Annotated in this window: 15 protein-coding genes; 1 reads left to right on the top strand and 14 read right to left on the bottom strand. The window is 44.7% G+C overall.

The genetic code is table 11. The annotated features are described in order from the left end of the window. Positions 1–17: 17 nt before the first annotated feature. From I5907_RS06735 to I5907_RS06720, 4 genes are all read right to left on the bottom strand, one after another. Positions 18–1,742, bottom strand: coding sequence for an alpha-L-arabinofuranosidase (locus I5907_RS06735; protein WP_196989947.1), 1,725 nt, complete (start codon positions 1,740–1,742; stop codon positions 18–20). A 349-nt stretch (positions 1,743–2,091) separates the two neighbouring features. Continuing rightward, positions 2,092–3,144, bottom strand: a complete 1,053-nt coding sequence (locus I5907_RS06730) for an IPT/TIG domain-containing protein (protein WP_196989946.1) — start codon at positions 3,142–3,144, stop codon at positions 2,092–2,094. A 19-nt stretch (positions 3,145–3,163) separates the two neighbouring features. Beyond that, the gene (locus I5907_RS06725) at positions 3,164–4,726 is read right to left on the bottom strand and encodes a RagB/SusD family nutrient uptake outer membrane protein (RefSeq protein WP_196989945.1); all 1,563 of its coding nucleotides are present in this window, start codon (positions 4,724–4,726) and stop codon (positions 3,164–3,166) included. A 177-nt stretch (positions 4,727–4,903) separates the two neighbouring features. After that, on the bottom strand, positions 4,904–8,062 hold the full coding sequence (locus tag I5907_RS06720) for a SusC/RagA family TonB-linked outer membrane protein (RefSeq protein WP_196989944.1): 3,159 nt from the start codon (positions 8,060–8,062) through the stop codon (positions 4,904–4,906). 433 nt (positions 8,063–8,495) lie between these two features. Between I5907_RS06720 and I5907_RS06715 the strand changes: the two genes are divergently transcribed. Next, positions 8,496–8,993, top strand: coding sequence for a 2'-5' RNA ligase family protein (locus I5907_RS06715; protein WP_196989943.1), 498 nt, complete (start codon positions 8,496–8,498; stop codon positions 8,991–8,993). A gap of 177 nt (positions 8,994–9,170) precedes the next feature. Here the strand turns inward: I5907_RS06715 and I5907_RS06710 are convergent, their stop codons facing one another. The 10 genes from I5907_RS06710 to I5907_RS06665 form a co-directional block, all read right to left on the bottom strand. Then, complete coding sequence (locus tag I5907_RS06710) at positions 9,171–13,316, bottom strand: hybrid sensor histidine kinase/response regulator transcription factor (protein WP_196989942.1); 4,146 nt, start codon at positions 13,314–13,316, stop codon at positions 9,171–9,173. A gap of 261 nt (positions 13,317–13,577) precedes the next feature. Next, positions 13,578–14,270: an NUDIX hydrolase gene (locus I5907_RS06705; RefSeq protein ID WP_196989941.1), complete on the bottom strand. Its 693-nt coding sequence runs from the start codon at positions 14,268–14,270 to the stop codon at positions 13,578–13,580. A gap of 131 nt (positions 14,271–14,401) precedes the next feature. Continuing rightward, positions 14,402–16,114: a sodium:solute symporter family transporter gene (locus tag I5907_RS06700; RefSeq protein ID WP_196989940.1), complete on the bottom strand. Its 1,713-nt coding sequence runs from the start codon at positions 16,112–16,114 to the stop codon at positions 14,402–14,404. Between the two features lie 210 nt (positions 16,115–16,324). Beyond that, positions 16,325–17,860: an L-arabinose isomerase gene (gene araA, locus I5907_RS06695; RefSeq protein WP_196989939.1), complete on the bottom strand. Its 1,536-nt coding sequence runs from the start codon at positions 17,858–17,860 to the stop codon at positions 16,325–16,327. Positions 17,861–17,939: 79 nt separating this feature from the next. Further along, a complete protein-coding gene (locus I5907_RS06690) occupies positions 17,940–19,982 on the bottom strand; it encodes a glycoside hydrolase family 127 protein (protein ID WP_196989938.1) in 2,043 nt (680 codons plus the stop codon). A gap of 143 nt (positions 19,983–20,125) precedes the next feature. Then, positions 20,126–20,821 carry an L-ribulose-5-phosphate 4-epimerase gene (locus I5907_RS06685; protein ID WP_196989937.1) on the bottom strand — a complete coding sequence of 232 codons (696 nt, stop codon included), beginning with the start codon at positions 20,819–20,821 and terminating at the stop codon, positions 20,126–20,128. A gap of 138 nt (positions 20,822–20,959) precedes the next feature. Then, complete coding sequence (locus tag I5907_RS06680; protein ID WP_196989936.1) at positions 20,960–22,615, bottom strand: ribulokinase; 1,656 nt, start codon at positions 22,613–22,615, stop codon at positions 20,960–20,962. 70 nt (positions 22,616–22,685) lie between these two features. Further along, a complete protein-coding gene (locus I5907_RS06675; RefSeq protein ID WP_196989935.1) occupies positions 22,686–23,348 on the bottom strand; it encodes an HAD family hydrolase in 663 nt (220 codons plus the stop codon). Between the two features lie 136 nt (positions 23,349–23,484). Further along, positions 23,485–24,138, bottom strand: coding sequence for a fructose-6-phosphate aldolase (gene fsa / locus I5907_RS06670; RefSeq protein WP_196989934.1), 654 nt, complete (start codon positions 24,136–24,138; stop codon positions 23,485–23,487). A 196-nt stretch (positions 24,139–24,334) separates the two neighbouring features. Then, positions 24,335–25,459, bottom strand: coding sequence for an aldose epimerase family protein (locus I5907_RS06665; RefSeq protein WP_196989933.1), 1,125 nt, complete (start codon positions 25,457–25,459; stop codon positions 24,335–24,337). Between the last annotated feature and the right edge of the window lie 78 nt (positions 25,460–25,537).

Here is a 25,537-nt window from a genome sequence, read left to right as displayed (position 1 = left end):
TGAAAACCCGGCTTTTACTATTTCTTATCAACCACTACAAAAATTACTGCCCTTGCGGGTATATCTATTTTAATACCGTTACCGGCAGATGCAGCATATGGTTTTATACCGGTATAGTTATCCGGGCCGCCGGCAACTCCTGATGGTCCTTCGCCGTTTACGATAACTTTCCTGGAAAACTCACCGCCATCTGTACCACCGGTAAGCGTATACCAGTAATACCTGTTGCCTGCATTGAAATTTTTAAATTTTACCTGTGCCGTTTGTGCCGTGGCAGATTGGTTTACGATCGTTAGCCCCAGCTGCCCCGAAGAATACGTTGATGCATAAACTGACAGGTTGGTACCTCCCGCTACTGATGCATTGATCAGCCGGTCGCCCAACATTTTCTGAAAAAAATACAGGTAGTAAAATGCGGGCCTGGGATTCCACTTTGCCACACCCGGCTCATCGCCGTTACTATACAAACCATGGTCATTGCCATCTTCCCATCCGTTGGCAAGATCCCAACGCGCAGCAAAACCGTATTTGTTCTTCATTAACTCGTTTAACACCAGCACTGCATGCATACCCGCCACATGAGAAACCATTTGCCTTGAGCCTGTAGAAAATATATTGTATTCTGTAAGTGCAAGTGGTTTATTGGTTGCGCCAATGGCTGTAAGCACACCGGTCATTTTGGTAGTGGCCGAAGCTGCAGAAGCCAGCACTTCACTGGCGGGTGCATTGGTCTGGTATGCCGTGTAATAATTGTGCACAATATGATAGTCTGTTGCAGCAGCAACCTGCGGCATTACCTGCTCGTTCCACGTTTTACTCAAAGCAGGTTCCCAGCTTTCGGCAACATGATCGAGTAATTGTGTACCGATGTAAATGGTTGCACCCACCTGCTGCGCGGCATTGCGCATAGAATCTATGAAAACCTTTGCATGTCTGGCATACAAGTCACCGGTTAAAATCTCCGGCTGGCCATCTTTGTTGTTGGCGGTGTTTATCCTGTAACCAGCTTCCCAACTGCCAAAATTTTCGTTGCCCACTTCCCAGTATTTTGTTCTGCCGTTATCGTAACGCACCCATTCTGCTGCAAGGTGTGCTGCATCTGCAACAGGGTTTGGCCCTGTTCCGTAGCGTGCATACCCATAGTTTACTGTAATCATCCCTTCATTCCCTGTTTGCTGCAGCATGCTGTAATAGTTATCTACAGAGCACGTCCAGCTTTCAGTGTTTTTGCCATACCAGAAATTTGATGCAGTACTTACGCCATCTGCATTAACCAGTGTTTCAGGCGCGGTAGAAGGCTTCGCATTATTGGGTGCATTCCAGAAAAAAACATCGCTGATGCTGCCACCGGGAAAACGTAATACACCCGGGTGCTGGTTGGTAATATGATTAAGCAAAACACCATCGGTAAAATTGCCCATCCACAGGTTGGCATTATTGGCAAATAACGTAGCAGGTATTTTAGAAACAATTACAGAAGCATCTGCCGTAATGGTGGCCGTTGTGGCAGCAGGTACCGTTCCTTCATTGTAAGCAGGCGGCGTAAATGTTTTAGGCTTCCAGTCGTTTAAAAAAAAGCCTGTTGTGGCTGCAGTTTCGGGGTCTTTCGGCGTAACCACAGTACCTGTTGAATCTGTGGGCGGGGTGGTACCTCCGCCATCATCTTTGGTTACAGATTTTTTACAAGCTGTTATTGCCAAAGCGCCTGCTGATAAGAGCAGTATTATTCTTGCGGTAAACATAACCGGTGGTTGTTTTAAGATTGTAATATTTATTGTTACCAGCACTGGTGCAGGTGGCATCGCCTGTTGTGTCACTCACTTGTACTTTCTGTACAGGTAGCAGCAGCTTACAGCACAGCCAACTTTATAAACAGCAGCGACGAATTATTGCGCAGCTGCGAAAAGCTCAGTTGTGCATTGCAGTACAAGAGTGCGACGCAAGTAAAGCCTGTTTTAGTACTGCAGGTGACCACCAAATAAAACTATTGGAAAAACTGTGCCTGCAAAATTTTGCAGGCAACAGTTTGCCTTCGACTAACTGCCCTTATGAGAGAAAAAGATGAAGATCTTTCCCGTTGAGCGCTTTTGCTTATTTGGTAAACATGATATTATCAAAATACAAGGTTTTGCCTGCATCGTGTATCTGGAATAAAATAACACTTACAGAACTTACACCCGGCATAAAGCTGCTGATCTCTTTTCTAAAGTATGTCCACTTGTTGGCGGGCACTGTAATAACTTCTGAATTATCGGTAGACCAGTAATTGCCTTTTACCTGGAAGGTTACATTTTTGTCTTCGTCTGCACCTCTTACCCAGAAAGAGATATACTTTGTACCGGATGGCAGCATAAGTTCAGAACCCATGCCTATCTGCAAGCCACCCCATGCACCTGCAGGATCGTATGCGGCTTTCAGGCTTTTAGCACCGGTTATAGCAACATCTGCAGATGGTGTATACTCTCCACCCCACGACCAGCTTTGTGCGGGGTTCACAAAATCTTCGGTAAACACTTGTGTGGCATTGGCTACATTGGTAAACTCCTGCGTTGTTACAACATCTCCGCTGGTATTGGTAATACGCAAAAAACCACGGTTAACTGTTGTTGCAGGCATTTGTATAACCAGTTGCTTTTTTGTTTGCGAAACAATGGCGGCTTCCTCAGTGGTGCCTTCAATAACTACCTTCGATACATCTGCAAGGTTATTGCCGGTAAGTGTAACGGTTGTGCCTTGCTCGAAGTCTGTAGGAAAAGCGGTGGTTACATTGGGGTAAGCCAATACTTTGAAAGGTACAATCAACGCCTTGCCGGCACTGTTTGTGAAGATAATGTTCTGTGCACCGCCTGATGCTGTATCGGGCACGCGAAATACAAGTGCTGTTTCTGTATTGAGCGTTGAGTAAAAAGAGGCCGGTACGCTGTCGTTGGAGAATACAATGCTGCGGATATCGCCCAGGCCTGAGCCGGTTAGTGTAAGTACCGCGCCACCGGCTGCAGAATCGGGGGCAATAGCGTTTGCTACGGGATCGCCCGGTTTTAGCTGCGGGCTGCCATCGGTATCTTTTGTACAGGCATTGAAGGTGAACATTGCCATAAGCACCAGGCCACCTGCAAGCATTTTTATATGGAAACTCTTTTTCATTTTGACTGATCGTTTAGAATTAATAATATGAGACAGGTTCTTTTGCCAGTTCAGGATCCTGCAGGATTTCACCGGCAGGTATTGGCAGGTACATGTATTGTTCTGAGAAGGTTACATGTTGTTCAAAATCGAATGTGCCCCTGTTCTGTGCTTCTATTATTTGTTTGGCTTTTGCAAAACCCTGCCGCTGTATATCAAACCAGTAATCACCTTCAAAAGCAAACTCTACGCGGCGTTCGTGCAGTACGTCATCCATTGTAATAGATGTTTTGGGCAACAGGCCGGCTCGTGTACGCACTTTATTGAAGGCATCGAGTGCGCCAGCATCTGAAGTGGAAGCCTGTGTACCCAGCACTGCTTCTGCGTAAATAAGCAGTACATCTGCGTACCTCAGCATCATGGTATTGATGCCGGTATTCATACCAAGCACTGTTTCGCCGCCATAAGATTTTCCCGGGCCTACCACGTACTTGGCAATGTTTGCGCGGGTTGTGTTTTTCTGGCCGCCTTCGCCTACAGGCTGAATGGTGTCGTATACATAACCGTTTGCCATAAATGCATTATACACGGGGTTTGAGTTTACGGGTTTCCATTCGGGTTTTGTCCAGCCATGCTGCATCATAGAACCTTTGCGACGGAGGTCTCCTGATTCGTAAGCTGCCTGTATATCCATAGACGGGGCATAGAGCTCCCACATGCTGGCCTCTGATGTTTGCATATTGCTTGGCCCGCGGTCTGGGTTTTTCTGGTTGCCCGAACCCCAGGGGTTGCTGGTTAACTGGTGCTGAATAGAAAAGAGTGACTCTACATTATTGTTATTGGCACTTGAGTTAAACATGGCGGCATAATCAGGGAACAGGCTATAGTGGCCTGAACTGATCACCTCACCTGCTTTGATCTTTGCATTTTCGTAGTCTTTGTTGTAGAGGTACAACTTTGCCATCATACCTTTTGCTGCATACCTGGTTACGCGGCCGGGTTCATCTGTTTCGGGCAAGCCTGCTTCTGCCATCTGGAGTTCTTCGAGAGCAAAACGTAACACATCTTCTTTAAAGTAACGTGGTATATTAAAGTTGCCTGCCAATGCTACTGCACCCGGGTCTGTTACAATGGGAGCCGGACCCCAGATACGGCCAATGTAGAAATAAACTGTACCGCGCAGGAAGTGGCATTCTGCAATAGCGGGATCGATAAAGGATGCATCACCGCCTTCGGCCTTCTTTTGCTCGAGTGCCTGTATGTAAGCGCTTGTCCACCCGCCTATTTTGTAAAATACCTTCCATGCATCTGCTATGCGCACAGAGGTTGAGGCAAAGGAGAAATTAAGGAATGGCGGATCATCATTTCCCCCGGTATATTCATTGCCGGCCATTACATCTCCAATGGCATCCATTGCGCGGTTTTCGTAACCACTCCAGGGCAGGCCGTAGAGTGTGCTGGTTAAGCTTCTTACTTCTTCTTTGGTATTGTAATAATTCTGTAAAGTAGTTGCATCGAGTGCGGGTCTGTCAATAAAACTTTTTTTACAGGATGCCAGCAAAGCGGTGCTTAGTAATATGGCATATATGCTTTTATGTTTCATTGTATAACGGTTTGTTGTTTACACTAAAGTTTTTTGCCCGGTTGACGTGTGTTGCAGTGGCGCCTGCTATTGGTACGCTGGTTGCATTGTTGCATCATGCGATACAGTACAAGTGTGCGACGCAACAGAAGCTTCATGCTTATTCATCTGCCCGGTTCATAAAACTTCTTTCTTTTTTTAAAATTCAACGTTTAAGCCTGCTGTGAATGTGCGTGGATTTGGATAGTGGCCCATATCTACGTTCATAAGTTTTATACTGTTGTTAAATGCGCCAATCTCAGGATCGTAACCGCTGTAGCTGGTAAATGTTTTAAGATTTTGAACAGACACATAAAATCTTGCATTGCTGATCTTTGCTTTGCTGATCAGGTTTTTGGGCAGCCTGTAACCCAATGTAACGTTCTGTATGCGCAGGTATGAGCCATCTTCTACGTAGCGGTCTGACATATACACGTTGTTCACGTTGAGATTGGTAAAGCGTGGCAGGCTTCCACCAGTATTATCTGCGGTATAGCGATCCATTACTGCCCTTGTCTGGTTATAGAAAGCATTATCCATTTTCTCTGTTTGCCAACGCAGGAAGTTGAAGATCTTTGCGCCCTGGCTACCCTGCAGGAAAACCGACAGGTCAAATTCTTTATAGCTGAATGTGTTGGTAAACCCGTAGGTGAATTTTGGCAGCGGGCTGCCGATAAACGTAATGTCGTTTGCATCAATCTTCTTATCTCCGTTGATGTCTTTGAAACGTACATCGCCCAGCCATGTATGCTGCTCGTCTACACTGTAACCAAACTGTGGCAGGCTGTTATCCAGGTCTTCCTGTGTGCGGAACAACCCGTCTGTAACAAGGCCGAAGAAAGAACCAACTGCATAGCCGGGCTGTGTATAGGTAATGGTATAATTATCGTAGTATACTTTACCGGTTAAGCCTGCTGTAGAGGCGGCCATATTGTCGAGCCTGTTTTTAAAGGTGGAAAAGATGAAGTTTGTCTTCCACGAAAAATTTTGTTTACGGATGTTGTTGGATGTAAGGCTGATATCAACACCGGAGTTGGTCATTTGTCCAACGTTTCCTACAGGCGCTTTCAGATCATCCCACTGGTCTCCAACACCGATGAGTCTTGGGCCGGTCAGGAACAGTAACATGTCTGACGTTGTTTTCCTGTACACATCTACATTAAGATCTATGGCACCTTTGAAGAAGGACAGATCTATACCAATGTTTTTGGTAATTACGGATTCCCAGCTAAGGTTTGGATTGGTAATACCGTTGAGGTAGCTTGACGTACCAAAACCAACAGGGCCGGGCCAGAAACCGATTACAGAGGTATACGGCGGATTCGGCGCACCGCCTGGCAGATTCTGATTGCCCACGGCACCATAACCTACCCTAATCTTCATAAAGTTTACAACAGATTTAATGTTTTCTGCAAACTTCTCGTTGGTAACTGTCCAGCCGAGTGAAGCACCCGGGAAATAACCCCATTTGTTGTTAGGACCAAAATTGGAAGAACCATCTGCACGAAAGCTTACAGAAAGCGAATAACGGTTGTCATACGTATAACTGCCACGCACAAAGTAAGATTCCATGGCCCAGTTGCTCTTGCCACCACCAAGTTCCCATGTGTCTTTATCACTGTTGCCCGCATTAAGGTCAATGATGTTATTGGCGAGGTCTACTTTTTTGCCGGAGATACCTTCATAATAAGAATACTGTATTTCGTGGCCGGCAGTAGCGCTTATAGCATGTTTGCCAAAGTATTTATTGTAGTTGAGGTAGTTTCTTACGGCATAATAATAACTGTTTCCACGGGCATCAAACATCTGGCTTTGCAATTGGGTGGGCCCTATGTTTCCTGAATACTGGTAAGCAAGATTATTATTTAAACCAAGCGTATAGGCCACCTCATTGCGCAAAGAGAGATTTTTTGAAAACTGCAGCTCTGCATAAATGTTACCAAATACCTGCGAGGTGGTTGATTTGTTACCACGGTAATTACTCCTGGCTATAGGGTTATCCTGGCCATATTGAAAACCTCCTATCGTGGTACCACCGCCCCATGTACCATCAAGGTTTTTAACGGGGATCAGCGGGCTTTGTACTGCACCCCACCAGATTGTTCCTTCGGCTGCATCTGCCAGCGTAACGTTCTGGATACTTCTGGAAGCGTTCATGCTTACGCCAATCTTCAGCCAGTTTTTCAACTGGTGATCGAGATTGAAACGGGTGGAGAAACGTTTAAAATCTGAGCCGATCAAAATGCCTTCCTGGTTAAAATAATTGAGCGACAGGTAATAGGTTGTTTTGTCCTTACCGCCGGAAAAACTCAGCTGGTGGTTCTGCATGTTTGCATGACGAAACATGGCTTCCTGCCAGTCTGTGCCCTCGCCCAGTACAGAAGGGTCTTTGAATTCTTCTGAGGGTGTAAGCCCTACAATGGGTGCCACTTCATTCTGGTATTGTGCAAACTCACGCAGGTTCATCAGGTCGAGCTTTTTTGCCACCTGTGACTGGCCCACATAACCATCGTAATTAATTTTTCCTTCTCCCACTTTTCCCTTCTTGGTAGTTATAATGATCACCCCGTTTGCAGCCTGCGAACCATAGATGGCTTGTGCAGATGCATCTTTTAATACATCGATCGTTTCAATATCGTTGGGGTTCAGTGTAGACATCACACTGTTCCCGGTCTGGCCGTCTGAGCCACCAAGGCCTGCATAGCCTGAACTGGTTTTTGTGTTCGACGGAAACAATACACCGTCTATCACAATCAGCGGGTCGTTGCTGTTAATGGTGGTTATACCACGCACCCGCAGCGCAACACCGCCACCCGGCTGGCCGCTGTTGTTCGTTACCGTTACACCGGCAACCTTGCCCTGCAGCGCCTGGTCTACACCCGCGACAGGCAGGTCTTTTATATCCTTCGCACTAACAGACGAAATTGAAGACGTAATACTTGCCCTTTTGGCGGTACCATAACCAATAACGATCACATCGTTGAGGTTTTGAGAAGTGGGCTGCAGCGCAACATCTACAACGGTCGTTTTACTAATGTCGACTTCCTGTTTTGCCATGCCCACGTAGCTTATTACCAGCGTGGTTGCATTGTCCGGCACAGTTAAAGAAAACACGCCGGATGCGTTGGTTACAGCAAAAAGTTTCGATTTCTTTACTTCGACGGTAACGCCGTTTAACGGAGCGCCCTTGTCGTCTTTTACAGTGCCGGTAATTTTCCGGGTAGCATTTTGTGCAGAAGTGGTAAATGCAAGTGCAAGGCAACACCAGCAAGTCCATAGCAGCACTTTTGTTGTTCGTGCCATTTTAGCTGCTCTCATAAGCAAACAATTAGTGTTTATTAGAAATTGTTAATCAAAGACAGTCGTTAAGATTTTTTGTAATACCGGCAGCAGTATTCTATGGCATCGCCGGTTGCGTCGCAATCACTTCATCGTTCAGAAATTTGTTCAGCAGTTCCAGGTTCTGTCGTTCTTAGCAGCTTACTTAGTCGTTGCAGTTTGATCCCGAAAAAAGCAATGCAATCAGTTATAAAAAATCTATGGTTCAATACAGGTTGAAATTAGCGGCAGCAGCAGCAAAACCGGGGAGTACAATGTTTATGTTTGGGTATCAAAATGTTAACCGACCGGTATAAAATGTTTATTTAAAAGGTATCTTTTGTTAACTGCCACCGCAAAATGGCGTTTCCAACTGTATAATTTGTTTCAAATACACCGCAATGGCGGTATTGGAGTATACCAACAGAAGATGATGAAAAGACAACAACTTACACTGTTCTTACAGCCCCGGCAAGCTGCCATTATTGAGAAAATAAGGCAACATTACAACCCGCTGCAGCACGCACTGATCAAAGCGCATATAACACTTTGCCGGGAGAACGAGATAGCGCAGCCGGACAAATTGTGGCACAACATGCTTTATGGTAACTACGCCGCATTTGAATTACAGTTTGGCCCGCCCGAAAGGTTTGACGCAGGCAGAGGTTTGTGGCTGGCGGCATTGCCAGGCCAGCAATCGTTTATAGCACTACGGGAGGGTATTCTCAAAAAGATAGTGCAAATACCGCACATACCAACAGCGCACATAACGCTTATACACCCGCGCAATGGTTTTTGTACCGATGAGATTTTTAAAGAGGTGGCGCAATACAATTTACCAGGCAGTTTTTATTTTGACGAAGTAAGCCTGATTGAGCAGGAAAACGGAGGGCCATGGAAGGTTTTACGACAGGCTTATTTGCGGAGTTGAATAGCGTACGTTATGTTTTGTACCCGGTATAAGCCACTACACCCGGAAACTACAGCCGCCATAAAACAGGAACCCTGAAGGGAGTGACACAACCGGCGATGCCATGAAAAACTACTGCTGAAAAACAAATAATACAATGACGCTTGCATAACGCTGGTTAAAGGGCCGGCTGGTAACTTATGCATTGTGTTCTGTTTGCCTGCCCGGCCCGGCATTGGTTGTTGCGGCCTTTTTTGAGGCAACATATGCGGAAGGCAATACGCCGTAGTGTACTTTGAAATATTTTGAGAAATACTTGGGGTTGTTGAAACCGGTTTCGTAGGCCACTTCTGCCACTGTCATATTAGATTGCTCCAGTAATTGTGCCGCCCGCTGCAGCCTTACAGCGCGAATAAATTCAATGGGTGTTTTACCGGTTAACGCAAAGAGGCGTTTGTAAACAGCCACGCGGCTCATGAGTAAGGCGCGGCTGAGCTCTTCAACAGAAAAATCTGCATTGGAGATGTTTTTTTCGGTAATGGCCAGTGCATCCTGCACAAATTTTTCATCGGGCGAACTGAGTTTTATATCGGTGGTTTTAACTTCTACCTGTTTGGCAAAGGTTTGTTTGAGCGATTCGTTTTGGGATAACAGGTTGCGGATACGCCTGAGCAGTATTTCGAAATTAAACGGCTTGGACATGTAATCTGCAGCGCCTGTTTCGAGACCGCGCAGTTGTTGTTCTTCGCCGGCAAGTGCTGTAAGCAGCACCACGGGTATATGTTTGGTACGTGCATCCTGCTTTATTTTTTTACAAAGCTCTATGCCGTCCATTACGGGCATGCTGATATCGCTAACGATAATATCCGGGTGTATGGCAAGTGCTTTTTGCCAACCCTCTTTACCATCGGAGGCCTCGGCAATATTGTAGTGCTCATTGAGGTTATCTTTCAGGTAAAAAAGAAAATCGTCGTTGTCTTCAACAATGAGCACAGTAGCCTTTTTTACGGTGCCGGGTATTGCCTGTCTTGGTGCGGCGGTAGCCTGGTGCAATAATTCCTGCCGGTTGTTTTTTGTTTGTGCTTCGGTTATGGGCTGCAGCGGAATAGTTACCGTAAAACAGGCGCCATTGTCTTCTTCGCTTTCTACAGTTATGGTGCCGTTGTGCAGCTTTACAAATTCTTTTGTAATGGCAAGGCCAATACCACTGCCCTGGTTTACCATAGAACCGGGCACTTCGTTCTGGAAAAATCTTTCGAAGATCTTTTGTTGCTTGGCTGGTGGAATACCGATACCTGTATCTTTTATTTTTATTTCAAGCATGGTATTATCTGTGGTTTTGGTAGCGTTCAACTCCACTGCCACACTCCCGTTTTCCGGTGTAAACTTAAAAGCGTTTGATAACAGGTTAAACAGTATGCGTTCGATTTTATCGTGGTCGAACTTTGTTTGCAGCGATTCTACTTCTGACTCATACGAAAACCGGATGTTCTTTTTTTCGGCTATGTCTGTAAACGAATAAGAAATGTTCCTGATAAACCTGGCAATATCGCCTTCAGTAGCGTGTAGCTTTAGCTCCTGCACTTCCATTTTGCGAAAATCGAGCAACTGGTTTACAAGGTTGAGCAATCTTCTTGCATTCCTGTTGATGAGCTGGTACTGTTGTTTTTGCAGCGGGTCTGCGGCAGAGCGTATGAGCTTATCCACGGGTGCCAGTATAAGAGAAAGCGGTGTTCTAAACTCGTGGCTCACATTTGTAAAGAACCGGATCTTCATCATATCGAGCTCGTGCATGCGCTGTGCTTCTTTCCTTTCCTGCTCGAGTGCAAAACGCATTTTTGCCCGCCGGATGGTTATTCGTCTTGCAAAAAACAGCACAGCTACTATAGCAAGCACATATAACACATAAGCCAGTGGTGTTTGCCAGAATGGTGGCAACACAATTATTTTTACCGCTATGCCCTCTTCGTTCCATACACCATCGTTGTTAGACGCTTTTACACGAAATGTATATTCACCGGGATCGAGGTTGGTATAGGTTACTTTTCTTGAATATCCATCTGTATAAACCCAGTCGGCATTAAAGCCTTCGAGTTTGTATGCGTATTTATTTTTTAATGTGTTGATGTAGCTTAATGCTGCAAATTCCAGCGAGAAAATATTTTCATTATACCTGAGCGTGATTGTCTTTGTTTGGGGTATTGCTTCATTAATGATCACCTGTTTATTTAATTTACCGCCTGCCTCTATATTCCTGTTAAACACCTGCAGGTTTGTAAAAGCAATAGCCGGTATACTGCTGTTGCTTTTTATATCTGAAGGCTTAAAAATATTGAAGCCATTGGCGCCACCGAATACCAGTTCTCCGCGGCTTGTTTTAAGCACTGCTTTCTGGTTGAACTCTTTGCCCTGCAGGCCATCGAGCTCATCGTAGTTTTTACAGTTAATGGTAATACCCGAAGCAACATTGCCGGATACTTCAATCCTCGAGATGCCGTTTGGCGTACTAGCCCAGAGGCTGCCGGCTTCATCTTCCAGCAAACTAAGTATGGTATTGTCTGCAAGGCCATCTGTTGTTCTGAATACCTGGAACCGGCGGTTTACGGGGTTCAATACATTCAAGCCATCTCTTGTACCGGCCCAAAGCAGCCCACGGCTATCGGAGAGTATAAAGATCACATTATCGTTACTGAGTTTGTTGCCTGCATTGTTGTAGTGTACAAACTCGTTTTTTTGCCTGTCGAGCCTGTCTATACCATAAGCAGTAGCAAGCCAGAGTTGTTGTTGTTTATCTTCGATTATTTGGGTAACATACCTGGCATGTACAGAACCCTGCTGCCCTGGCCTGTAATGCACAAATACATTTTTCTCCCTGTCGTACCGGTCCAGCCCATTCTCGAAAGTGCCAATCCAAAGATTTTTGTAAGAGTCTTCAAATATGTCCCAGACCCGGTCATCTGACAATGAGTTTGTGTCTGCATCGTTATGCCTGAAATGTTTGAAGGAAGTGCCATCAAAACAATCGAGGCCGCCGAAATAAGTGCCGATCCATAATTTGTTTGTATGGTCGATCCATAGGCTTACAATAACATCGTTTGCCAGACTGCTGTTGTCTGCGGCATTATGCCTGTATTGCTTATAGGTATTTGCAGACCTGTTATAATAAACAAGCCCTTCCCCGTTAGTGCCGATCCAGATATTGCCTTTATCGTCTTCCACAAATTTGTTGATGTCATCATATGGCAGGCTGGTGATATCTGAAGGTTTATGGCGGTAAAGGTGAAATTTGAAGATGGTTTCATGATAATAGCTAACGCCCTGTTTGTAAGTACCCAGCCATATTATACCGAGATCGTCTTTGTAAATGGTGTTTAGACTGTTTTGGGCAATACTGGTATTGTCATACAACTTATTTTCCAGTGTAAAGATTGTTCCCGACTGCTTGTCTATTATGTTTACACCACCATGGTCTGTTGCTATCCACAGCAGGCCTTTGTTATCCTGCACAACACCGGTAACGATATCGTTGTTGAGCGCGACCGGTGCAGATTTGCGTGAGTATTGCCTGACAGATCCGTTTTGCGGTTTGATGTGAAATATACCGGGCACAGAACCCCGGCTGTAAACCCATAGTTCATTGTCATTATCAATGAATAGTTTATAACCGGTATATGCGTTGACTGCAAGCGGCGGCAATACAGACAGGCGTTTGGTTATTGTTCCGTTACTGTCTGCCTGTTCAATTTCGCCGTTGAGTTTTGCGATCCATATATTTCCTTTGCTGTCTGCTTTTACATCTGTGATGGCTTGCGTATTGGGGTACGTGAGCCCGATACCTGTTTTAATCACCGCAGCCAGTTTTTGCCGGTTGATGTAAAACAGGCCACTATCTGCATAAGCAAACCAATAGCCGGTGCCAGACTTTACAATACTGAACAAACCGACGGAGGGAAGCTGATGTGTTTTAAAGTAAGCGCCTGTATTGTTATCGAATTTTTCTGTTTGCTGATCGTAGATGCTGAAGCCTGTGCCAGTCTGAATCCAGCGTTTGTTACCCGGGCCTTCGAAGATGCCGCCAATGAAATCGTCGTTGAGGGAAGTAGAGTCTTCGTCTTTATGGCGGAAGACTTTGATGTTGTAACCATCATAACGGTTGAGGCCACTCATGGTACCAAACCAAACAAAACCCTTTTTGTCTTTGTACACGCAGTTAACCTGGTTGTGCGACAAGCCTTGTGTAAAATTGAGGTGTGCAAACTGGTATATATTATGTTGCTGTGCGGTTAACAGGTTCGTATACAGCACAAGACAAAGCAACACTATCGTTTTCTTATTCAGCAACATAGTAGAAAAAGCAGGGCAATTAAAGCAATTTTAGCCATTAATGATGCTAATATGTTACAAAAGAGCGGGAAGAGATAAGAAAGTATGGACAGGGGGTGATTTGTGGGAGATGGGAAACGTGAGAGATTAAACGTGTAAAGGATATGGAGCGCTGCAGCTGCCATAAAAACGGAACGCTGAAACGAGCGTGGCAACAGGCGATGCCATAAAAGCCCACTGCTGGCTTAACGACAAAAAACCGTGCATAAACAACGGGTGATGCTAAATGAACTTGACGCCTTCTGTTTCGAGCTTTTTATACCGCTTTTCATCGAAGACAAAATAGTAAGAGCCTTTGCGGGAAGAGGCTTTTTCTTTCTCGTTTAGCTTGTGAAGTATATCGAGCGAAAGAATCTTTCTTGTGAAGTTTCTTTTGTCGAGCTCATTACCGTAAATGGCCTCGTACAAATTTTGTAGCTGGCGGAGTGTAAATTTTTCGGGCAGCAATTCAAACCCAATGGGGTGGTTAGCCACTTTTTGCTGCAGCCTTTCTTTTGCAAGCAATACCATTTTTTTATGGTCGAATACCAGTTGTGGAATTTTATCGATGGTGAACCATTTGGCATTGTGCTCCTGCATCATGTTTTCTGTGTAATCAGCAATGTTGATGAGGGCAAAATAAGCTACGGATATTACACGGCCACCGGGGTCTCTGTCAACATCGCCAAAGCAACCGATCTGTTCCATATAAATATTGTCAAGACCGGTTAGTTGTTGTAACACACGTGCAGCCGCGGCTTCCACGCTTTCCTGCCGGTTTACAAAACCACCCATCAAAGACCATTTTCCAATTTCGGGCTCGAAACCACGTTTGATAAAAAGTGCCTTTAAACGTTCGCCATCAAAACCAAAAATGATACAATCTACTGCCAGCAGAAAACGGTCGTGGTGCTTATATTGTATAATGCTTGACATTATGATGCTTGATCTTTTGGCGCCGAAAGTAGTGATTGTGCGGAATATGCAGCATGATTTAAGTTATGCCGCACATGAAATGTTACTTAAAAAAGAAGAAGCCGGCCGCAGCCAGCTTCTTTCATATTTTTTTACCAGAACCGCACATATAACATGGAGATAATAAGCAGTGTTATTACGATCATTGCCAGTGTGCCCGGCGATACTTTGAACATGCCTTTGTCTATCTCAAATGATTTTGGATTGATCTTAGGACCTGCTATGCTCATTACGATCATTACCAGCATGGTAAAACCAAACGCCAGCCCCATACAAATGTGGAAAGGAATTTCATATACACCTGCATTGTTCTTATAGGCAGTGTATAAGATCGTTTCAGGGCCAAACCATGATGGTGCAAATACGTTGAATACAACGCTGAGTATAAAACCTGTTAATACACCCGCCACAGCGGCAGCGCCGGTGGTTCTTTTCCAAAACATACCGAGTATGAACATGGCGAATACGCCCGGGCTTATAAAGCCGGTATATTTCTGTATAAAAGTAAAACCACCTTCACCACCAATACCCAAAATATCATCCCACGTAAAAATGATGGAGATAACCATAGCTGCAAGAATGGTGATGCGGCCAGTCCATACCATCTTCTTTTCAGACGCTTCTTTGTTGATGTACTTTTTATAAATATCCAGCGTGTAAATAGTTGAGATACTGTTGGCTTTACCTGCCAGGGAAGCTACGATAGCAGCTGTAAGTGCAGCGAGTGATAAACCGATAAGACCATGCGGCAGATAACCCAGGATTGCTGAGTAGGCATTGTCTGCTATTACAGCGCCATCTTTGCTGCCGGTAATCATTTCCTGTTGTAAAGACCCGTTTTTGTACAATACATAGGCAGCAATACCAGGCAGCATTACTATTACAGGCATCAATAATTTTATAAAGCCTGCAAACAATATACCCTTACGCGCTGTGTTGAGGTCTGCACCCAGCGCACGTTGTGTAATGTATTGGTTACAGCCCCAGTAGTTAAGGTTAACGATCCAGATACCGGCCACATAACTCAATAAACCCGGTATGGTTAAATAATTATTGATCTCCTGCTGCGTAGAGTTTGCATCAGGCTTTTTAAAGATCATGTGAAAGTGGTCTGGTGCATCTTCCAGCAGTTTATTAAAACCAGCAACAATGTCTTTGCCCAAACCAAATTTTTCACTTACAAGTGTAAGAGCAATATAGGTTGTTGCCAAACCGCCGATGATCAGTACTGTTACCTGTATCACATCGGTAAAACCAATCACCTTCATACCACCCAGTGTAATGAGTATGGCAAAAATACTCAATGCAATAACGATCATATGAAACTGGTCAGGGCTGCCGCCAACAAGGTTATTGATAGCAACCGCACCCAGGTACAGTATAGACGTAAGGTTTACAAAAATGTACAGGAACAACCAGAAGATAGCCATAATAAGACTTACCGTTTTATTATACCGGTTCTCGAGAAACTGCGGCATGGTAAAGATCTTGTTCTTCAGGTACACCGGTATAAACCAAACTGCAACAATGATCAGCGCTACAGCAGCAATCCATTCGTAGGCAGCCACCGCAATACCAATGCTGTAGCCATTACCGCTCATGCCAATAAACTGCTCTGCAGATATGTTCGATGCAATCAGTGATGCACCGATAGCCCACCAGGTAAGTGAGCCCTCTGCAAGAAAGAAGTCGTGCGTATCGGTAACAGCTTTTTTCTTTTTGCGGTAAATGTAGTAGCCGTAGCCAGCCACAATGAGAAAGTAGATAATAAATATCAGCTTGTCTTCAAAGAAAAGTTTCTCCATAACAAATCAATCGTTGATGTTTGAGGTATATTATTATGAACCGGGCTTTATTGCTGCTATTAAGCTTCGTTGCGTCGCACACTTGTACGTTCTGTCCTTCATTCGGCAAGTGATCAACCTTCTAAACAGCTAATTTGAGCAAACGATTGCACAAAATAATGATTTCTACATTCAAAATATCAAAAGCCATACTACGGGGCAAAAAATCATTTACTGCCTGTTAAGCTGGTAATAAACATCGCTCCACCTTAATTCATTTTTCAATGCACGCAGTGTTGTTGCCTCGTCTATGATCACATACTCAATGCCAGCCATGTCAGCAAAATCTTCCAGGTGTGCACCGGTAAGGTTCTGGCTGTAAGCCGTGTGGTGTGCGCCGCCGGCATAGATCCATGCAGCACAACCGTCTGCCATGTTTGGGTGTGGTTTCCATAAAACCCTGGCTACCGGCAGCTTTGGCAATGCATGTTGTGGCGCTGCTGCTTCCACCGTATTTACAATCAACCTGAAGCGGTTGCCCATATCCACCAGCGATGCATTGAGTGCCTGGCCGCCTGCAACATCAAATACAAGTCTCACAGGATCAGCTTTTCCACCAATACCCAGTGCATGTATTTCGCATTTGGGTTTATCTTTTGCTATGCTTTCGCATATTTCCAGCATATGAGACCCCAGTACCATTTCATTGCCTGGCTCAAAATGATAAGTGTAGTCTTCCATAAAAGAGTTACCCCCTTTCAGGCCTGCGGCCATCACTTTCATGGCTCTCACCAGCGCCGGCGTTTTCCAGTCGCCTTCCCCCGCAAAACCGTAACCCTCGTTCATCAGCCTTTGTACAGGCAAACCGGGAAGTTGTATCATGCCGTGCAGGTCTTCAAAAGAATCAGTAAAGCCTTTGTAGCCACCTGCCTCAAGAAAAGTACGCAGACCTATTTCAATCTTTGCGGCTTCTCTTAAAGATCCATGCTGTGCCCCTGATTTTTTTAAACTATCCTGTACTAGATATGCTGTTTCATAAACCTCGCACAATGCATCAATGTCTTTCTCCTCTACTGCGTTAATAACTTTTACAAGGTCTCCTATACCATGCGTATTTACCGCAAATCCAAACTTCAGCTCTGCTTCTACTTTATCGCCATCGGTAACTGCCACATAGCGCATATTGTCTCCAAAACGCACAAATTTGGCACCCTGCCAGTCGTACCACCCTGCTGCTGCACGGCTCCAAACTTCTATCTGCTCATGTACTGCAGTACTCTGCCAATGCCCCACCACTACTTTTCTCCTTATGCGCATACGGCTAACCATAAAACCAAATTCCCTGTCACCATGAGCACTCTGGTTCAGGTTCATGAAATCCATGTCAATATCATTCCATGGAATATCCCTGTTGTATTGTGTATGCAGGTGCAGCATAGGTTTCTGCAAAATCTTCAATCCGTTGATCCACATTTTTGCAGGCGAGAAAGTATGCATCCATGCAATCATTCCGATGCAGTTGGCGGCGGTGTTTGCCTCCTGGCAAATGGCATATATTTCCTCCGTGGATTTTACAGTGGGTTTATACACGATTGTAACCGGTATAACTGCAGCAGCATTCAAAGCTTCCGCAATTTCCTGCGAGTGGGCAGCAACCTGTTTCAATGTTTCTTCGCCATACAAATGCTGGCTTCCTGTAAAAAACCAAACTTCCAGTTTTCCAAGTGGCTTGCTTCCATCATTGGAAGCATAATTGAATTGCTTCATAATTCAGAGCATGCGATCCTCACAGAACGCTTTTATATATTGTTTTTACAAATTGGTATGGCACTTTTCCCGGCAACTGTTATTTGTCGGGTTCTGGTATATGGGGCTCACCTGCCAACAGGTCTACGGCCGTAACTTTTTCCGGAAACCAGATCATCATTTCGCCTTTACCCCTGTTTGCCCATGCATAATAAGGAATAGCCGTTAATGTTTTTTGTTCGGTTTGAATGGTTTGATTGTTTTTCACTTCTACAACCGGCACCTGTGCCTGCAATATTTCAATGCCATTCAACATATCCGCTTTAAATGATGCGGTAAAAGCTGCCGCATCGGGTATAATGATATTTGTTGCCTTCCCATTATTGTCTGCCCACTCCGCACAATAAATAATAGGGCCACGCTGCAAAGCAACTTTATTAATGTCATCTTTTACTTTATTGTTTGCCACTACACGTTCTACATCCATTGGCAGTTTTACTTCTACCACATCGTCTTTTTTCCATGTTCTTTTGATGACCGCATACCCGTTTTGCATTTCGTATTCTACCGGCTGCCCGTTTATTGTAATGGGTACCTGCACCTGTGTACGCATGTTGTTTTTAAAAGCGTAGAGGTCAGAAGGTATAGCCACACCTTTTGCCCAGCCTGGTATACGTACCAGCATAGCAAATGCAGCAGGTTTTTTAGGATTTACAATGAATTTCAGATCTCCGCTCCAGGGGTAGTTGTTCTGCTGTTCCACAGCAACATCTTTACCCATTATTTTCATCGTTGCATTGCCGTTAATAAAGAGGTTTACATACAACTGATCATCTTTCTGTGCATATACATAACCAGGTATAGATGGCAGTAACCTTAAGTCGTTGGTAGGGCAGCAGGAGCACACAAACCAGCCGGAACGGGCTGATTCCATATCCCGGTGATCGAATGTATTTTTGATCTGCATGGCATTCGTATAAAAAAACGATTTGCCATCGAGGCCAATACCCGAAATAAAACCGTTGTACAATATCTTCTCCAGTACGTCAATATATTTTGCATCGCCATGCAACTGGAACATACGCTCATTCCAGAAAATGTTTGATATGGCGGCACATGTTTCGTTGTAAGCTGTTTCGTTGGGTAATTCATAGTTTTCTCCGTAACGCTCACCATCGCCTATGGCACCGGTGCCGCCCTGCACGTACATTTTTTTGCTTACCACATTTGCCCAGATACTGTCTATTGCTGTAAGCAACGCTTTATCACCCGTAAGGGCAGCAATATCAGCCACACCTGAATACAGGTAGCCGGCCCGTACTGCGTGGCCAACAGCTTCCCGCTGTTGTGCAACCGGTACATCATCCTGCCAGTATTTGCCATTCTTCCATTGATCTTTGCTGGTAGAATCGTAACCGTTGTAGTGGCCACGGTATTCTACAAAATCTTTTGCTGTGGCAAGGTATTCGGGCTTTCCCGTTATGCGGTACAACTTTACCAGGCCCATTTCTACAATCTCATGGCCGGGTGCCACATGCCTTTTGCCGGGACCAAAAACGCTACAAACGAGGTCTGCATTTTTCAATGCAATATCAAGCAGGTTTTTTTTGCCGGTAGCAATATAGTGCGCGGCTGCAGCTTCGTACAAATGGCCAGCGTTGTATAATTCGTGACTTAGCTCTCTTTCTTTCTCCCATCTTTCCTTACCCAGCCACGGCCCGACATTTACCGGGTCTATGGTTCTTGCGGTATACAGGTAGCCATCCGGCTCCTGTGCTTTACCTACGATTGTAATGAGTGAATCGAGGTATTTATCCAATTTGGCATCGGGAAATAAACTGAGTGAGTAAGATGCGCCTTCAATGGTTTTGTAAATATCTGTATCGTCGAAAGGATACACTGTACAAAACTTACCGCTTTTGTTGGCTGCCATTACAAAATTCTTTACACGACCAGTGCTTTCACAACGTTCAAACGAAGCCGGAATGGTAACGGTGTGGTTCATTTTGATGCGTGGCATCCAAAAATTATCTGTAAGCTTTACACTGGTAAAAGGCACTGCCTGTATGGGATAATCTTTGTGCTGACCTGTGGCAACCAGGACTGCGCTTAGCAAGGAGAAAGAAAAAATAATCCGCTTCATAATCGTCAGGATTTTTATGGTCAACTATGTATTCTTCGAGTTAGCATCTTCAGTATCAAAAGCTGCAATTGGTACAACAGTACAAGAGTGCGACGCAACGAATGTTTCATGCTTATTCAATTGTCCGGCTCCAAAAAATTTCTTTATTGCCCGTAATAACTGTCTGGCCCGTGCTTGCGTTCAAAATGTTTTTTGATCAATGCATCTTTCAGCCGTGGTGCGTTGTTATTGATCTGTTCTGTGAACAAGGCCATTTGAGCTATCTGCTCCAGCACTGCACTGTTATACACTGCTTTTGCGGCATTCTTACCCCAGGTAAAAGGGGCGTGATTGCCTACCAGCATCATTTCGGTTTCTTTATAATCAAGCCTACGCTCATTGAAACAATTAATGATCTGGAAACCGGTTTCATATTCATAATTTCCTTTGATCATTTCATCATTCATTGGTGGTGCGCAGGGAATATCGGTCGTGTTATGATCTGCATGTGTTGTACCGAATATAGGAATATCTCTTTGTGCCTGCGCCCATGCGGTGGCATAAGTGGAATGCGTATGCACAATACCGCCGATACCATTCCAGTGTTTATATAAAACTGCGTGTGTTTTTGTATCGGAGGAAGGCCGTAAAGAACCTTCTGCAATATTGCCGTCGAAATCGACGATCACCATTTTATCCGGTGAAAGATCTGCGTACGGTACGCCGCTTGGTTTTATAGCAAACACGCCTAAGTTTTTGTCTGCAGCACTTACATTACCAAAGGTAAAAAGTACCAGCCCGAGTTTTGGTAACTGCATGTTTGCTTCGTATGCTTCCTGTTGTATGTGTTCGTACTTCATTATTTATGAAACAATAAAATGAATATGAGCAATAGCATGTAATGTACCTGTTTGCGCTGCATGAACCAATGCTTTCAACATTAGCTGTTGATAAGACTGATGCATTATTCATTGTGTATTATGCACGCTGGTTGCCGGCTAACTGATGCACTTACCCAATGCTTTATACCGCTCATAACGCTTTGCGTATATCGGAGCTGTAACGGGGTTAGGTTGATACTCCATATCGAACCCCTGACCCATTGCCGCCATTGCATCTTCTACCTTGTTGTATAAACCGGCTGCCGTTGCTGCAAACATTGCTGCACCTGCCGCACAGGTTTGCTCAGACCGGTGAATACGGATGGGCATGTTCATTACATCTGCCATTACCTGCATAATGTAGGGCGCTTTTCTTGCAACGCCACCCAAACCAATAAGCCCTTTTACAGGCACACCTTCTTCCACAAAGCGATCAACGATTGCCTTGGCACCGAAGCATGTTGCTTCTACGAGGGCCTTAAAAATACGCGGCGCATCTGTACCAAGATTTAACCCGCTGATCGCGGCTTTTACAACCTGGTTTGCATCAGGCGTGCGCCGGCCATTGAGCCAGTCGACCGCAATCTCATCTGTTTCTTTTAACGGCAGTTTTGCCGCCGCCTCAGAAAGTTCTTTGATAATCTTATTGCCCAGTTCTTCCTGCAGGGCTGCCGCCGTTGCTTCATCTATTACAGCAGACGCTGACAACAACTGCAAAGGCCACCGGAGGATTTGTTTAAACCATGCATAGGTATCTCCAAAAGCAGACTGACCGGCTTCCATACCCATCATGCCCGGTATTACAGAACCGGGCACCTGGCCGCAAATACCTTTTACAAGTGTGCCTTCTACTTCTTCCACCGGTGCTACCAGCATATCGCATGTGGAAGTACCCATAACCTTACTGAGGTGGTACGGTTCAATTTGCCCGCCAACAGCACCCATGTGCGCATCAAAGGCGCCTACGCCAATTACAACATCTGCAGGCAGGCCCAGGCGGGATGCCCATTCAGGTGCAATCTTTCCAGCGGCCTGGTCGGCCGTATATGTTTCAGTAAATAATTTCTCTGTAAAGCCATCTAACAACGGATCTAGTTCCTTAAAGAATGTTGCGGGCGGCAAACCATTGAATTCAGCTGCCCACAAAGCCTTGTGCCCCGCAGAACATACGCCGCGTTTCATTTGTTTTATATCTGTGCCACCTGTCAGGAGAAACGGAATCCAGTCGCAATGCTCTACCCATGAGCAGCAGGCAGCACGTACATTTTCATCTGTGCGCAATATCCTCAGCAATTTGGCCCAGAACCATTCTGATGAATAAATACCACCTACATACTGCAAATAATTAATGGGGTATCTGGTGGCATGTGCATTGATCTCTGCTGCCTCACCTGTTGCAGTATGATCTTTCCACAATACAAACATGGCATGCGGGTTTTCTTCAAAACCTGGTGTAAGCGCCAGGGGAGTGCCTGTTTTATCAACTGCCACCGGTGTGGAGCCTGTTGTATCTACCGATATTGCCGTTACGTTTGCGGCAATGTTTTTGCCGGCTTTGGCCAAACAATCTTTGATCGTTGTTTCAAGCCCTTCTATGTAATCGAGCGGGTGCTGCCTGAACTGATTTTCTGCAGGATTGCAATACAGGCCTTTCTTCCACCTGGGATAATAAAAAACGGCGGAAGCGATCTCGGTTCCGTTGGAAGCATCTACAATAATTGAACGGACAGAATCTGAACCGTAATCAACTCCTATAACGTATGATGATGACATAATGAAACAGCAAGCTTTATTGCAGCAAGATAAAGCTTTTTTGAATAAGTGTAAATACTACATTTATTTTTTAATCAACCAGGAAATCCTGCGGTTGGGATGCGGTATAATCGCTGATAAACGCAATGATATTGCTGTATGCCGAAAACTCTTCTTTGCCATGCATGGTTGTTAATACCACGGTTTTCATACCCGCATTTTGTGCAGCTTCCACACCTTTTGGGGCATCTTCAAACACAATACACTCATGCGGCAAAACATTTAGCTGTGCGGCGCACTTCAAAAAGGTTTCCGGGTGTGGCTTGCTTATGGCCACATCATCTGCACTTACAATGGCTTTAAAATAATCGCGTATATGCAAATTATCGAGCACAAAGTCTATATTGAAAGTAATGGCTGCAGAACCTATTGCCATTTTAATATTTTCCTGTTTTGCAGACGCAAGAAAATCGTTTAGGCCTGCAATGAGTTTCAGTTCAGGCAAAAATGCAGCCTGGTAGCGCCGTTCTTTTTCTACAGACAGTTCCTGCATACGCGAAGGCAGAAAATGATCTTTTCCAAAAATGCGTACCAGCAGCTCTTCATTTTTGCCATACATCTGCTCTTTGACCTGTGCATAGCTAAGGCCAGCCTGCAGATCATTGTTTAAAATATCGCTCCATGCACGCGCATGGTATTCCATATCGTCTACCATTGTTCCGTTAAGATCAAACAGAAATGCTTTTATACTCATGAGTAAAAGAGATCGATTATGTTAGTGCATGTACGGATTTATAAAAAAGGCATCGTTGCTGCGCACAGTAATGCAGTACAAGTGTGCGACGCAACGATGCTTCATGCTTATTCAAAAGCCTGTCTCATGTAAAAAACTAGCCCATCTTTTTAGCGTCTTCCAAAAACTTTTCAAGACCTAAGTCTGTTAACGGATGTTTTAATAAACCGAGTATGGGCTCAAGTGGTGATGTGATGACATCTGCACCTGCCTCTGCGCATTGTATAATGTGGTTCGCATTGCGTATAGAAGCGGCGAGTATCTGTGTTTCGAAACCCTGCAGCGTGTAAATATTGGCAATCTGGCTGATGAGTTGCATACCATCCCAACCGCTGTCGTCTATACGGCCAATAAACGGCGAAACGTATGTTGCGCCTGCTTTTGCAGCCAGTATGGCCTGGCCTGCAGAGAACACGAGTGTGCAGTTTGTTTTAATGCCATTGTCTGTAAACCATTTAATGGCTTTTACACCATCTTTAATCATAGGCACTTTAACCACGATGTTGGGGTGCAATGCAGCAAGCACTTTACCTTCTTCCACAATGGTGTTAAAATCTGTGCCCAGTACTTCTGCGCTAATGTCTCCGTCAACAATTTCGCAGATGGTCTTATAATGGTTGTTGATTGCTTCTGTGCCTTTGATACCTTCTTTTGCCATTAATGACGGGTTGGTGGTAACACCATCCAATATTCCTAATGCATGTGCCTCTCTTATATGATCGAGGTTTGCTGTGTCAATAAAAAACTTCATGATATTATTATGTTTTATTGTTGTTATGAGCCCGGCTTTCTGTTCCTTAACCGACTGTTGTTGCGTCGCACTCTTGTACTCCTTTGCAATAATCATCAACGATACTGCGTGGCGGCCGGCTTATACATGCAGGCCCCAAATGTAAAGAAGCTTTTTTACGCGGCATAGCGCTGCAGCCGGAAAGAACCAAAAGTTGCTATTTTACCACTTTGTAAATGGTGGTTGACTGGTACGTTGTACCAGGCTGTAAAATGGTAGAAGGGAACTCCGGTTTATTTGGCGAATCGGGAAAATGCTGTGTTTCCAGGCACAGCGCTGTTCTGTATTTTACCGGTGTACCGTTTACGGTAAACTTACCATCTAAAAAATTGCCGGTATAAAACTGCAAACCGGGTTCTGTTGTATATACCTCCAGCGTTCTGCCGCTTACTGAATCTGCCAGTACAGCCACTTTTTGCAGCGAGCCATCTTTATTGTTTAGTACAAAATTATGATCGTAACCGCCCGGCACTGAATCGATGTCCTTGCCTATTGGTTTGGCGGCCGTAAAGTCGAATGGTGTGCCTTTTACTGCTTTTATTTCTCCTGTGGGTATTAATGTTGTATCAACAGGTGTGTAATGGTCTGCAGCAATCATTAATGTATGCCCGAGAATAGTATTGTTTACATCGCCGGTAAGATTAAAGTAGCTGTGGTTGGTAAGATTTACAGGCGTGGCCTTATCTGTTGTTGCGCTATATTCAATTTTCAGTTCATCATCATTGGTAAGCGTATAATGAACCATCACTTTCAGGTTTCCGGGGTAGCCTTCTTCGCCATCTTTACTCATATAGCTAAGCATTAATGTAGGAATGGTATCGTTCATTACAGTTGGTGTCCACACAACTTTATCAAAACCTTTTAAACCGCCATGCAGCGCATTTTTACCATTGTTGGCAGCAAGCTTATACTCTTTGCCATCAAGCGTAAATGTTGCATCGCCTATCCGGTTACCATACCGGCCTATAAGTGCACCAAAATATGGTGGTTTCTCCAGGTAGCCTGCAAGACTATCGAAGCCTAATACAATGTTTGATTTATTGCCGGCTTTATCTTCCGTAACAAACGAAGTTACAATACCACCGTAGTTGGTAATCTTTACGACTGTCCCTTTTGCATTGGTAAGCGTATAGAGGTAAACACTGTCATTATCCACATTGCCCCAGCTTTCTTTGGAAATGCCTGCTTTCATGGTAGTTTCCCCTTCACTTTTTGTTTGCTGACCACAACCAGACATGATTGCTGCCATTGCAGTTGAAAAAATAAATGTGCCGAATTTCATATGTGCCTTTTGAAGTTTTAAAAGTACAGTAAAAAAATTGCCCGTTATAACCCGACGTTTAGATGAATTGTTGTTGCC

It is taken from the genome of Panacibacter microcysteis (assembly GCF_015831355.1).
In the GTDB taxonomy this organism is placed as follows: Bacteria; Bacteroidota; Bacteroidia; order Chitinophagales; family Chitinophagaceae; genus Panacibacter; species Panacibacter microcysteis.
The sequence above is the reverse complement of the archived record's forward strand: the minus strand, read 5'-3'. Positions and strand labels throughout refer to the sequence as shown.

Coding starts and splice junctions, on each gene's coding strand:
- araA (WP_196989939.1), bottom strand. CDS start 17,860: ATGAAGCAATTCAATTATGCTTCCAATGATGGAAGCAAGCCACTTGGA.
- I5907_RS06735 (WP_196989947.1), bottom strand. CDS start 1,742: ATGTTTACCGCAAGAATAATACTGCTCTTATCAGCAGGCGCTTTGGCA.
- I5907_RS06715 (WP_196989943.1), top strand. CDS start 8,496: ATGAAAAGACAACAACTTACACTGTTCTTACAGCCCCGGCAAGCTGCC.
- I5907_RS06680 (WP_196989936.1), bottom strand. CDS start 22,615: ATGTCATCATCATACGTTATAGGAGTTGATTACGGTTCAGATTCTGTC.
- I5907_RS06675 (WP_196989935.1), bottom strand. CDS start 23,348: ATGAGTATAAAAGCATTTCTGTTTGATCTTAACGGAACAATGGTAGAC.
- I5907_RS06720 (WP_196989944.1), bottom strand. CDS start 8,062: ATGAGAGCAGCTAAAATGGCACGAACAACAAAAGTGCTGCTATGGACT.
- fsa (WP_196989934.1), bottom strand. CDS start 24,138: ATGAAGTTTTTTATTGACACAGCAAACCTCGATCATATAAGAGAGGCA.
- I5907_RS06690 (WP_196989938.1), bottom strand. CDS start 19,982: ATGAAGCGGATTATTTTTTCTTTCTCCTTGCTAAGCGCAGTCCTGGTT.
- I5907_RS06730 (WP_196989946.1), bottom strand. CDS start 3,144: ATGAAAAAGAGTTTCCATATAAAAATGCTTGCAGGTGGCCTGGTGCTT.
- I5907_RS06710 (WP_196989942.1), bottom strand. CDS start 13,316: ATGTTGCTGAATAAGAAAACGATAGTGTTGCTTTGTCTTGTGCTGTAT.
- I5907_RS06725 (WP_196989945.1), bottom strand. CDS start 4,726: ATGAAACATAAAAGCATATATGCCATATTACTAAGCACCGCTTTGCTG.
- I5907_RS06685 (WP_196989937.1), bottom strand. CDS start 20,821: ATGAAGTACGAACACATACAACAGGAAGCATACGAAGCAAACATGCAG.
- I5907_RS06665 (WP_196989933.1), bottom strand. CDS start 25,459: ATGAAATTCGGCACATTTATTTTTTCAACTGCAATGGCAGCAATCATG.
- I5907_RS06705 (WP_196989941.1), bottom strand. CDS start 14,270: ATGTCAAGCATTATACAATATAAGCACCACGACCGTTTTCTGCTGGCA.
- I5907_RS06700 (WP_196989940.1), bottom strand. CDS start 16,114: ATGGAGAAACTTTTCTTTGAAGACAAGCTGATATTTATTATCTACTTT.